We start from the raw sequence: 12,129 nt of genomic DNA, 5'->3' as shown, positions 1-12,129 counted from the left end.
CACCGACGCCACCTCATTTCGCTCGGTCCGGGCTGTCGACCGCATCGCCTGCCCATCCCGGGCCGGCTCGTACGCCTGCGGCTGGAATCTCCCCCAAGGGGAGGTCCTACCGTCCTGACCGACCGCACGCGATGCTTCGAAAGAGGTCTGTGATGACGACGTTTCTGCTGGTCCCGGGACTTTTCATGGGTGGCTGGGCCTGGGAGGCGGTGGCCGCCGAGCTGACCGCGCGAGGGCACCGGGCACTTCCGGTCACCCTGCCTGGCACGGCCGAACGGGCGGGGGAGGACCCCGCAGGTGTCGGACTGGGCGAGCACACCGATGCCGTGGCGGCACTGCTGGACGCGGAGGGCCCGGGGATCGTGCTGGTGGCGCACAGCTACGGCATCTTCCCCGCCCTCGCGGCGGCCGACCGGTACCCCGGACAGGTCGCCCGGGTGGTGTTCGTGGACACCGGCTTCCCGGAGCCGGGCGAGTCGCTGGTGGCGCAGATGCCACAGCTCGGCCTGCTCGACCGCGCCCTCGACGGCGTCATCCCGGTGCCCGAGGAGATCCCGGCGCTGCACGCCGTTCCGCCGGCGGAGCTGGCGCGCTACCACCGTCTGGCCACCCCGCAGCCGGTCCGGACCGTCACGGAGCCGATCGAGCTGACCGGCGCCTGGCTCAAGCTCCCGACCACCGGGGTCTTCTGCCTCGCGAACGGCCTCAGCCTGGAGCTCGCCCGCACACTGCACGGTACCGGTCTGCCACGGTTCGCCAAGCTCGCCGAGCCCGGAGTCACCTTCTTCGAACTGCCCACCGGCCACTACCCGATGCTCTCCACCCCGGTGGAGCTGGCAGACGTACTGACGCGTGCGGCGACCGGCGGGGGCGCCGGGCTGTACGAGAGCTGAGCGCTGAATACCGGCCTCCACGCCGTCATCGGGCCGGGCGGAGCAGCGGGGGAGTGCCGGGAGTGGTGAGGGTGCCGGGCGTGGTGAGGGTGACGGGGAAGACGGTCTTGCTCGGCCACGCCTCGGGGCTCATCATGATGTGGCCCAAATGCTGCGGCTGGGGGAGGAGTTGGAGAGATGTGGTTCTCTCGCGGCAGACCGGACGACGGTCCCGCCGGGGCCTCCGTCGACCTGGTGGCCGCCGTACAGGCACTCCGTGCACAGATCACGGAGGCGGCCGCGTCCGACCCCGACTCGGATATCCGATTCCAAGTCGGCCCGATCCAGCTTGAGTTCACCGTCGCGCTGACCCGTGACCGGACCGTCAAGGGCGGGGTCAAGGCGTGGGTCGTCACCGCCGACGCGGAGCGCAAGCGGTCCACGGCGCACACTCATCGGGTGACGCTCAACCTCACGCCCGTGTCGGCCACCACCGGCGAGAGCCCCGAGATCCGCAACACCGACTCCGGCCACCGCATCGTCCGATGACCGCCGCCGTCCGGCACCCCAGCCGCCTCCACCTGGTCGCCCTGATGACGGGAGACGACCAGGTGCGCGGCAGCGGCTACCTCCTCAACAGCCGTGTGGTCGTGACCGCGGGCCACGTCGTGGACGACATTCCCGCTGAGGACCTGCGTGTGTGCCGGCTGCACACCCTGCGCGTGACGACCGCGGAAGTCGTGCGGATCGAGAAGGACATCGCCGTACTCCTTGCGGCCGAGGATCTTGCCGCACCGGGTGAGCTGGCTGTCGTGCCGCTGCGCGAGCTGGCGTCCGACGCGCGCTTCGACTCCTGCTCGGCCCTCGGTCTGCCGGCGGTGATGACCCGGGTGACCGCCGGTGTCGCCCCGCTCGAGGCCGCGTTCAAGGTGGCACCCAACAGCGCGGACAACCACGGCTACCTCTCCCTCGAACTCGACGGACACGCGCCGACGGGCCCGGAACCCTGGAGAGGGATGTCGGGTGCGCCGGTGTTCCACGCGGGCCGGTGGCTGATCGGTGTCGTCGTGCGCGACTCGACGGGCTGGAACCACTCCCGGCTGGAGGCGAGCCGCATCAGCGCCCTGTTCGAGGGGGCGCCGCTCGCCGACGCGCTGTTCCGAGTCCGGCCCTCACCGCCGCTCACGGAGTCGGACGCGCGCGACGCCGCGTTCCTGGACACGTACCGCAGCGACACGATCCGCCGTTACGGGCACATCGAGTTGTTCGGGCTCGGTCTCCAGGGCCACCTCGCGGACGACATCGGCATCGACCACGCGTACGTGAGTCTGCGCGCGGGCGTCCCGTCGCTCCGCCTGTCGTCGAACGCCGAGCAGACCAGACCGGTCGAGCCCCTGATCGCGAAGAACACGCGGTTGCTGCTGAGAGGCAGCCCGGGAGCGGGGAAGTCCACCCTGCTCGAGTGGCTTGCCGTCTCCATGGCCCGCGGCTCGTGCAAGGGCGAACTCGCGCCGTTCAACGACCGGATTCCCTTCCTGCTGCGCCTGCGAGACATGTACGCGCCGCGATGGAAACGGGTCGAGGGACGCGATGGAGTCCCTCCGCGGATCGGGCAGTTCCTCGAGTTCAGCGGGATGGCGAGTGACGTCGCCCCGCCGGACGGGTGGATTCGCCGGATGCTCGGTCAGGAGCGGGCGCTCCTGCTCGTGGACGGCCTCGACGAGGTGCTGGAGGGCCACCGGGACGGCGTACTGCGCTGGATCAGCGATCTTCTGCGCGAGTTCCCCGCTCTGCATGTCATCGTCACGGGACGCCCGGAGGCGCTGCAGAACTGGTCCCCGCCCGCCAGCCTCGGTTTCGTGGAGCTCAAGCTCGTCGAACTCGACGCCGGCCAACGGGCGGAGCTCATCCACAAGTGGCACCGGGCTGCCATCCTCGGGGTCAGCGCGTCGCGGCTCGCGGACGAGGAGCGCGAACGGCGCATCGACCGTCTGTCCTCGTACGAGATTTCCCTGACCCGCCACATCAACGCGTCGTCGGATCTCTCCGCGCTCGCCGCGACCCCGCTCCTCTGCGCCGTGTTGTGCAAGCTTCACGAGGTGCACGGCACCCGGCTTCCGCGGTTCCGGCAGGAGTTGTACGCGCGGACCGTCGACATGATGCTCGGACTGCGCGACGCGGACCGCGAGGTGCCCGAGCCGCTGCCGGGCCTGGACATCGATCAACGCAGGGCGGTTCTCTCCTGGATCGCCGGCTACCTGACGGCGGAAGGCGAACGGGAGATCACCCTGACGCGCTTCGACGAGAAGGTGCAGAGCCGGCTGCCGAGTCTGGGGCGGGAGCCCGGCGCCCATACCCCCGGTGAGATCCGCAAGGCCTTGCACGAGCGGAGCGGGCTTCTCGTCGCCCCGGCCGAGGACACTCTGCGCTTCAGCCACCGCACCTTCCAGGACTACCTCGCTGCCACGGATCTGGTCGCTCAGCGATCCTTCGGTCAACTCGCCGGCCACGCCGGGGAGGAGATGTGGGACGACGTACTGCGCTTCGCCATGAGCCAGTGCAACCTCGCCGACACCCGCGAGTTCGCCGCTCAACTGCGGCGCAAGGCGAGACTGGTGACCAACCGGACCCAGCGTGCCCGAATGCGGCTGGCCGCGGCATCGTGCATTCCCTACGCGGTACAGATGGAGGAGGAGGACCGTGGGGCCCTGATCGCGGGCGTCGCGAAAACCTTCCGGGCCGCCGCGAAGGAGGAGAGCAAGTCACTTACCGCAGGGCCGGAGAAGACTCCGACACAGCCCACGGGGTCGCAGGACGAGGGCCTCCCGCACGAGACCGACCAGTACGCCTCGGTCGGGCCCGACCTGCTCTCCGCTCTGCAGCGCGACTTCGACTGGCAGGACATGGACCTCTGCCGGAGCGCCGCCCAGTTGGCCGGCAGACTGGGCGGCTCCGAGGCTCTCGCCTTTCTGTCACAGATGCCGTTCGAGCAGCGGAAGAAACTCGCCTCGGTACTCGTCGGGATCTGGGAGACCTGTCCCGGGCAGGAATACGCCGATGCCGTGCTCGCCGGTCTGGACGTCTCCCGGCTCGTGGCCGACTCGACCGCGCAGCTCGCCCAGGCACGCGTCCTGGGTTCGGTCGAGGGACTGGCGGTACGCGTGGCCATGCCGCTCGACGAGGTCGTCGACTTCGCCAACAGCCATCGGACCAGCCTGTTGAACTGGACGCCCACGGCTCTCAGGTACACCAAGTCCTTCGACCTTCTCGGCGAGGTACGAGGGCTGACCAGTCTTCTTCTCGGCATCGCCCCGACCACGAGTGACCCGCTGTTCCTCGCCTCCATGATTCTCAGGCCCCATCGGCGGTACGAGAAGCTCCGGTTCACCCTGCCCGCGCTGCCCGGGGTACGGGATCTGGCGCTCACGTCCATGCCCCTCGACTGGCAGGCCCATGTGGCCGAGTGGACGAGTCTGAGCCAGGTCTGGCTCACCGGCTCCGCGATCGAAGGGATCGGCATGCTCGGCGCGCTGCCTGCCCTCACGCAGTTGTCCGTCTCCTGCGAGGCGCGGGAGTTCAGCCTGCCCTCGGGTCTCGGCCACGGCGGAGTGAACCACCTCGGGCTCATGGTGCACGCGGATCATGGGTTCAAGGAGATCGACCTGACCCTCCTGCCGACCGCGTTTCCGGCCCTGCGCCGCCTCACGCTCGGCGTCACCGGCCTCGGCTGGGAGGCCGATCTGACGGGGCTCGAGCGCATGCCGGACCTGCGGATCCAGCTCGTCGGCACACCGCGGAACCATCCCGGTATTCGCGGTGCCGAGAACTTTTCCAGGGATCGGATCAAGTGGGGCTGACGCCGTCGGCTTTCCAGGGATCGGATCAAATGGGGCTGACGCCCGTCGGCGCCTCGTCTCAGGTGAGATCGCGCCAGCCGCTGTCGAGCAGGTCGAAGGCTCTCGTGATGACCTGCTGGGGGTCGTCGTGGGCGCGGGCGGCGTGGGGTGCTTCGAGGGCGAAGTGGGCCAGGGCTGTACAGGCCGGATCGCCCGCGGGGAGGCCGCTCTCTTCGGCGATCACCTCGGCGAGCGCGGCGGTGTGGCGTAGCCACATGGCCTGGTGGTAATCGCGCAGGGCCGGGGTGCTGTTCACCAGGTCGAGAAAGGTCGTGAAGCGGGGATCGCTGTCGGCGCCCCCTCTGCGGTGGCTCATTGCGTGCTCGCGCAGGGCGTTCGGGATGGACCGGCCGGGGGGCCGCTCGCGTACGGCGGCGATGAGGCCGGCCTCCTGATCGGCCTCCTCGTCGAAGACCAGCGCCTCTTTGACGGGGAAGTGCTTGAACAGCGTGGTGGTCGACACGTCCGCGGCGTCGGCGATCTCGCGGATGCCGACGTCGTCGTAGCCGCGCTCGAGGAACAGGCGCAGGGCGGCGTCGGCGATGGCCTGGCGGGTGGCCGCCTTCTTGCGCTCGCGGCGCCCTACGGGGGCAGGGGCGTCATCGCTCCGGCGGGTGGCTTCGGGCGTGGAGGCGGCTTCGGGCATAGGGCTAATCTACACCACTAGTTGCCTCGTCCAAAAAGTTGAGTCGTTGCACTTATTGATCCGGTGTGCTTTTCTGTTGTGGTGGCCGCGAGGCGATGCCCGGCCCCGACACCCGCACCTCACCGCACCTCACTCACTCCTGTCCGAACGGAGCGATCAGCCATGTCCACGGCCGGTCCCCACTCCCATGAACGGAGCACCACCATGAACACCCGACGCACCCCCCGAATCGCCATCATCGGAGCTGGTCCAGGCGGTCTGACCTGCGCCCGCATCCTCCAGCAGTACGGCATCGACGCCACCGTCCACGATCGCGAAGCCGGCCCGGAGTCACGCGACCAGGGCGGCACGCTCGACCTGCACGAGGACAACGGCCAGATCGCCCTGCGCGAGGCCGGGCTGCTGGACGACTTCTTCCGCCTCTCCCGCGCCGAAGGGCAGGAGATGCGCCGACTGGACCACGCGGCAGGCACGATCGGTTTCCACCACGTCCCTGAGGAAGGAGAGCGCTTCAAGCCCGAGATCGACCGCGGACAGCTACGCGACCTCCTCCTGAACTCGCTCCAGCCCCACACCGTGCGCTGGGGCCACACCCTGCGTTCCGTCGACGGACCCTCCCAGGGAACCCGCCTGCTGCACTTCACCGACGGCACGAGCGTCGAGGCCGATCTCGTCGTCGGAGCCGACGGCGCCTGGTCCAAGGTGCGCCGCGTCCTCTCCGACGCCACCCCCCAGTACACCGGAATCAGCTTCCTCGAAGCGTGGTTCCACGACGTCGACAACCGGCACCCCGACATCGCCGGACTCGTCGGACAGGGCAGCGCCGCGGCAGCCGACGGCGAGCGCGGGCTGTTCGCCCAGCGCAACAGCGGCGACCACATCCGCGTCTACGTCATCCAGCGGGTCCCCGCCGACTGGATCACCGCCGCCGGCCTCACCGCCGAGGACACCGGCGGCATCCGGGACATCCTCCTCGACCGCTACCGAGGCTGGTCCCCCCGTCTGAGGCAGATGCTCCGCGACAACGACGGCCTCTACGTCGACCGCCCTCTGCACGCGCTTCCCGTCCCCCACACCTGGGAACACGACGCCACCGTCACCCTGCTCGGGGATGCCGCACACCTCATGCCCCCGCTCGGAGTCGGCGTGAACCTCGCCATGCTCGACGCCTGCGAACTCGCCCTGGCCCTCGCCCGCCACGAGACCATCGACGACGCCGTCCGCGCCTACGAGAAGACCATGCTGCCCCGCTCCACCGAAATGCAGCACGCACTCGACGGCCACGCCCACGACCTGCTCTCCGACGAACCCCACTACCCCGACGAGGACGCCACCCCCTGACCGAACGCCCCACCGCCGAACGCCCCACCGTCGTACGGTCCGTGACCTGTTGACGAAGGGTGTGAGCAAGGAAGTGCTGTCCGCGCTGCCGATAGCCTTCCCGTCGTGATCCAGGATGAGGGCAGCAGCCGAGCCGGAGACGGACGTGAGGCGCGAGGGTGGGGCGCCACGCGGTCGTGGGTGGAGAAGCGACTCGCCCCGGGTCAGCGGATAGCGGGTGCCGAGCGCCTGCGAGGCGGTTGGACCTCGCACATGCGCAGGCTCCGGATCTCCGGGCCGGACGGTCAACGGGCTCTGGTGTTGCGCTCCTTCGAGAAGCCGTTCTACGTTCGGCACGCGAACGGCTTGCTGTCCCGCGAAGCCGCGATTCTGCGTCTGCTCGGGAAGACGGGTGTGCCCGCGGCCGAACTCGTGGACGTGGACGCGTCCGGCACGTACTGCGACTACCCGTCCTTGCTGATGTCGTCGCTGCCCGGGTCCGTCCGTCTGGACGATCGGGATGCCGAGCGCCGGGCCGATCTGCTGGCCGCGCAATTGCTGAGCGTTCATCGGATCGAGGTCTCCGAGGAGGCGAGGCCGCGGACTTGGCAGGCCTGGGCCTCACCGGAGCGGGTGACGCTCCCCGAGTCCACGGTACGGCCGGAGTTGTGGCAGCGCGCCGTGGACGTCATCCGGAAGGATCCCCCGCATCACCAACCTTGTTTCCTGCACCGGGACTTCCACCCGGGCAATGTTCTCTTCGAGGGCGACGGGAACGACGTACGTCTCAGCGGTGTGGTCGACTGGGTGGAGACCTCATGGGACCGGCCGACCTCGACGTGGCCCACTGCTCAACAGCCCTGGCCCTGCTGCACGGTGTCCCCCTGGGCATGAGCTTCGCGGACCGGTACCTCGCCGCTGGAGGGCGACTTGCGGGACGGCGCGACGCCCATCTGTACTGGCGGCTCGTCGACGCCCTGGCCTTCGCCCCGGACGCGGAGAAGGTCGCCGTCCCCTGGCGCGAACTCGGCCGCACGGATCTGACCCCCGCCCTTCTGGCCGGCAGGCTGGAGGAATACGTCGTCGCCCTGTTCGAGCGCTACGCGTAGGTTTCCTCCCCGTCGCCCACCCGCACGGCAGTGTTCGAACGGGTAATGTCGCCGCCGCGCCAGGCACATTGATTCACGGGAGAGCGGGGCAGTGATGTACGTCCTGGAGCCGGGGGATCCCCGGCGGATCGGGGACTTCGCGCTGATCGGCAGGCTGGGTGCCGGCGGTATGGGGCAGGTCTTCCTGGGACGTTCCGCGGGCGGGCGGGCCGCGGCGGTGAAGGTGGTCAAGGCCGAACTGGCCGAAGAACCCGAGTTCCGGGCCCGGTTCCGCCAGGAAGTCGCCGCGCTGCACCGGGTGGGCGGTGAGTGGACGGCTCCTGTGCTCGGCGCCGACACCGAGGCCGCGGCACCGTGGGTGGCCACCGAGTACGTACCTGGCCCCTCCCTGCAGCAGGTCGTCGACTCCGGCTACGGGCCGCTCCCCGAAGCCACCCTGCGTTCCCTGGCCGGGCGCCTCTCGCGGGCGTTGCGCGCCATCCACGGCGCGGGGCTGGTGCACCGTGACCTCAAGCCGTCGAACATCCTGCTGACCGTCGACGGCCCGCGGATCATCGACTTCGGCATCGCCCGCGCACTCGACACCGTGGCGGGCAGCCTGCGCACCTCGACCGGGCTGGTCATCGGCTCCCCGGCCTTCATGTCGCCGGAGCAGGTACGAGGCCATCGGGTGACACCTGCCTCGGACGTGTTCAGTCTCGGGTCGGTGCTGGTGTACGCGGCGACGGGGCGACTGCCGTTCGGCTCCGCCGAAGTGGGCCTGCACGCCTTGATGTTCCGTATCGCCGAGGAGGAGCCGGACCTCACCGGGGTGCCACACGCCCTGACCGGTCTGGTCGCCGCCTGCCTGGACAAAGACCCACAGCGGCGGCCCACCGCCGAGCAGATCGCCGCCGACACCCGTACCGACGCGGCCGATCCGTGGCTGCCCGCGGAACTGCTCGCCGATCTCGGCAGGCTCGCCGCCAGACTGCTCACCGCGGAGACGCCGCCGCAGGGTTCACCGACGCTGACACGGTCCGGGCGGCGGTGGAAGCCGCTGCTCGCGGGAGTGCTGGCACTCGCCGCGGTGGCCACGGGCACGGGGCTGGTCCTCCACTACAACGGTGACACGGATGCCGGGGCGAACGGCAAACCCTCCGGGACCCGTTCGGCCTCCGGCACATCGGCGTCGAAAGGTGCCGGACCGAGTGTCGCGAAGGACTTCGTCGGCGCCTGGGAGGGCGTACTCAAGGGTGATGTCGACTTCCCGAGGCGGGTGTTGCGCCTGGACATCTCGACCGGCAGGCAGGGCGACAAGGTCGCTGCCTACATCGACACCGACGGCTACGCGCAGTGCACCGGGCGCGCCAAGCTGGTCTCCGCCGATACCGACTCGCTGGTCGTCGGCAAGAGTCAGGTGACGGCGGAGGTCCCGCGGGGTCGGTGCAAGCCGTTGTCGCAGCAGAGTCTCACCGTGCGGTCGAAGGACGTGCTGATCTGGAAGTCCGGCGACTCGACGACCGAGCTCTACCGGTCGTCCGAGGGACGGAAAGCGGTGCCGGACGAATACGTCGGCGTCTGGGTGCCGGCGATCGAGGGCAATCGGGACAAGGGGATGCTCCGGATCACCCAGGGCCCGGTCGGCGGCCGCCTGGTGCAGATCTGGGACACGGGTGCGGCGGAGGACGGCTCGGAGAACTGCGACAACACCTTCATCGTCGGCGCCGTTTCCCCGGTGCTGGCCTTGAGCCCCGCGATGTACGCCGCGGACGCGGGCAAGGACTGCCGTCAGCCCGACTCGCTCTTCTTCACGATCGACCGCGATGGTCATCTGCTGCAATTCAGCATGGCGGTGGACGCCGAACCGGGGGAGTGGGTACGGAAGTAGCGCCACCCGTCCCGGACCCGACTTCCAAGCATTTCACCGGTGCCGGTGCGAGTGCTGTCCGGACTTGTTTCACCCTTCGTCGCGATGGGTGAGACGGCCGTCGGCAAGTCGCCAGTAGTGCTGGTGCGGCGTCAGTTGCCAGGTCTCGTCGGCGGCGATGGCCTGCGTGATCCATGTGTGGAGTTGGGGGAGGGCGCTGGCTTTCAGGACCGCGCGTGTGGCGGCACGTTCAGTGGCATCCACCGGGTGAATGTCTATACGGAAGCCGACCGTCTCCGGGTGGATGCCGCGGCCGTAGTTGCGCGGGAGGGGAGCGACCCATGCCGCTCCCAGGACGATGGGTCCACTGTCCCGTCCCGCGAGGAAACGCAGGTCCGACACACGGCTCATGTACGGGCCGAGGCATTCGTTGATGTCGGTGGTGTTCAAGGGCCAGGAACGGTGTCGAGGCAGCTTTCGATTTCGCGCGGACATGGCACGCAGAATGACAGAAGGCCACTGCCGGCTCCCACAGGTTTGCGGCCGAGGCGTGCAGGGGCGCCGGCGCACCATCGAGAATTACCGGCCGTCGTCCCCGTCCAGCAGTCGCCGTAGCTTCCACGACGTGCCGGGGTCGGGCAGGACGAATCCGCCCGGTGCCTGCGAGGAGTACGACAGCTTCCGCAGGGCGGTCGACGGGAACGGCCAGCAGGTTTCGACGGACCAGTGCACACCGCTCAGGTCCGCGCCCGCGAGGTCGGTGCCCCGCAGGTCGGCGCCCGACAGATCGGCGCCCCTCAACCGGGCTTCGCGGAGTGAGGCTCCGTGCAGGACCGCGCCGCGCAGGTCGGCGCCCTTCAGGTCGGCGTCGGACAGCACCGCGGACACGAGGTTGGCCTCTGCCAGATGGGCCCCCGCCAGGTTCGCTTCCGTGAGATGGGTCGTGTAGAGCTGCGCGTTCGACAGGTCGGCGCCCGCCAGGTTCGCCGAGCCGAGGTAGGTGCCCGCGAGGTCCGCACCGACGAGGTGCGCCTCGCGCAGATCGGCGAACGGCATCAGGGCGAAGGAGAGTTGAGTGCCCGTCAGCCGAGCCCCGGCCAGTCTCCCCTGGATGAGGACGGCACTGTCGAGGTTCAGGCCGGAGAGGTCGATGTGGGCCAGCAGACCTGCCGGGAGGTAGACCAGATCCTCGACGAGGTGGCGCAGTTCCTTGACGGCGGGCGTGCGCGGGTCGCGGCATGCCTCCGGATGCCCACGCTGCCAGTCGGCCAGTTCGCGAACGCGGTCGAGGCCGGACATGGACATCGGCATGACCCGCGTCCGGGGCGCCGGACCGCCCTGTCCGGGGGAGGGCGCCACGGCGTCCAGGAGGACGGTCTGGTCGTACGGAGAAGGCGCGCCGGGCGTGCCTCCAGGACCACCGCCGCTGTTACCGGGCCACGCGGGCGCGCCGGACCCGAGGCCGGCCGGGCCGTGCGTCCTGCTCCACGCGTCCATCGCGGCCCCGACCATGGCGCACGCCGTTCCCGCGTCGGCGGGCCGGTCCGCCCGCTCCGGGGCGAGAAGCGCGAGGACGAGTCCGTCGACCTCGGGAGGCAGCGGCTCGCGGGAATGGAGGGAGGGCGGGGGCGGCAGCTTCCTCTCGTAGAGGCCGCCGCAGTCGGGGCGGGCGCCGGTCAGCAGTTCGTACAGCACACAGCCCAGCGCGTACAGATCGGCCCTGCCGTCGGTCGTTCCGGGCGCGCCGAGCTGTTCGGGTGCCATGTAGGCGGGCGTTCCGACCGCCTGGCCCGCGAGGGTGAGCGGGTGTGCCTCGTCCGGCTCCCGGACGAACCGGGCGATGCCGAAGTCCAGGAGCTTGACGGTTCCCGTGGGGGTGACCATCACATTGCCGGGCTTGATGTCACGGTGCAGCAGTCCGGCGGCGTGCGTGACCTCCAGTGCCCGGCAGATCTGTCCGGCCCAGTCCAGGATCAAGGGCACCGACGCACCGGCGGCCGCCCGGTCCAGGGTGTGACCGGCGACCAGTTCCATGACCACGAACACCGTGCCGTCCGCGTCCTGCCCGTAGTCGAGTACGGCCACCACCCGCGGGTCCCATATCCGCCCGAGCGCTCTCGCCTCCGACGCGAGCCGTTCCTGCGCGGCCGGCACGCCGTATGCGGACGGCAGCACCTTCAGCGCGACCGTCCGGCCGATCCGCTCGTCCTCCGCGCGCCAGACGACCCCCATGCCGCCGCGCCCCAGCACGTCCTTGAGCCGGTACCGCCCGGCGAGCAGTGCCTGTGTCATGGCTCCCCCTCGGAACAAGTAACGCCGCATCACATGACGTCACAACAAATAGCGTCGGGGCGGGCCAAATTATCGTGAGTGGGGGCCCAGAGCGCGGGGGGGGGGCCGCGGCCCGCCCCGAGGGGTCGGGGGGGGGGGGGGCCCC

At 70.0% G+C, this 12,129-nt stretch carries 8 protein-coding genes and 1 pseudogene; 6 read left to right on the top strand and 3 right to left on the bottom strand.

All coding sequences use genetic code 11. The features are described 5' to 3' along the window. Positions 1-152: 152 nt before the first annotated feature. The 3 genes from ACFXGX_RS06445 to ACFXGX_RS06435 all read left to right on the top strand — a co-directional run bounded on the left by ACFXGX_RS06445 (position 153) and on the right by ACFXGX_RS06435 (position 4,729). Positions 153-893, top strand: coding sequence for an alpha/beta fold hydrolase (locus ACFXGX_RS06445; RefSeq protein ID WP_384785445.1), 741 nt, complete (start codon positions 153-155; stop codon positions 891-893). A 177-nt stretch (positions 894-1,070) separates the two neighbouring features. Next, entirely contained in the window at positions 1,071-1,421 is a 351-nt protein-coding gene (locus tag ACFXGX_RS06440; protein ID WP_384785442.1) for a trypco2 family protein, read from the top strand. Further along, on the top strand, positions 1,418-4,729 hold the full coding sequence (locus ACFXGX_RS06435) for an NACHT domain-containing protein (protein WP_384785438.1): 3,312 nt from the start codon (positions 1,418-1,420) through the stop codon (positions 4,727-4,729). Before ACFXGX_RS06440 ends, ACFXGX_RS06435 begins: the two co-directional genes overlap by 4 nt. 58 nt (positions 4,730-4,787) lie before the next feature. Here the strand turns inward: ACFXGX_RS06435 and ACFXGX_RS06430 are convergent, their stop codons facing one another. Then, the gene (locus tag ACFXGX_RS06430) at positions 4,788-5,414 is read right to left on the bottom strand and encodes a TetR/AcrR family transcriptional regulator (RefSeq protein WP_384785436.1); all 627 of its coding nucleotides are present in this window, start codon (positions 5,412-5,414) and stop codon (positions 4,788-4,790) included. Between the two features lie 204 nt (positions 5,415-5,618). Here ACFXGX_RS06430 and ACFXGX_RS06425 point away from each other — a divergent pair, with 204 nt between their 5' ends. The 3 genes and pseudogenes from ACFXGX_RS06425 to ACFXGX_RS06415 all read left to right on the top strand — a co-directional run bounded on the left by ACFXGX_RS06425 (position 5,619) and on the right by ACFXGX_RS06415 (position 9,713). Further along, positions 5,619-6,755 (top strand): FAD-dependent oxidoreductase, encoded by a 1,137-nt coding sequence (locus ACFXGX_RS06425; RefSeq protein ID WP_384785433.1) that lies wholly within the window; start codon positions 5,619-5,621, stop codon positions 6,753-6,755. Between the two features lie 180 nt (positions 6,756-6,935). Next, a pseudogene (locus ACFXGX_RS06420) lies at positions 6,936-7,843 on the top strand (phosphotransferase family protein). 94 nt (positions 7,844-7,937) lie between these two features. After that, on the top strand, positions 7,938-9,713 hold the full coding sequence (locus ACFXGX_RS06415; protein WP_384785720.1) for a serine/threonine-protein kinase: 1,776 nt from the start codon (positions 7,938-7,940) through the stop codon (positions 9,711-9,713). A 69-nt stretch (positions 9,714-9,782) separates the two neighbouring features. On the opposite strand, the gene ACFXGX_RS06410 is transcribed toward ACFXGX_RS06415, so the two are convergent. Both ACFXGX_RS06410 and ACFXGX_RS06405 read right to left on the bottom strand, forming a co-directional pair. Further along, entirely contained in the window at positions 9,783-10,142 is a 360-nt protein-coding gene (locus tag ACFXGX_RS06410; protein WP_384785430.1) for a hypothetical protein, read from the bottom strand. A gap of 129 nt (positions 10,143-10,271) precedes the next feature. Then, positions 10,272-11,984, bottom strand: coding sequence for a serine/threonine-protein kinase (locus tag ACFXGX_RS06405; protein ID WP_384785427.1), 1,713 nt, complete (start codon positions 11,982-11,984; stop codon positions 10,272-10,274). Between the last annotated feature and the right edge of the window lie 145 nt (positions 11,985-12,129).

The organism is Streptomyces sp. NPDC059371 (assembly GCF_042751995.1).
Classification (GTDB): Bacteria; Actinomycetota; Actinomycetes; order Streptomycetales; family Streptomycetaceae; genus Streptomyces.
This window is presented reverse-complemented; position numbering and strand designations above follow the sequence as displayed.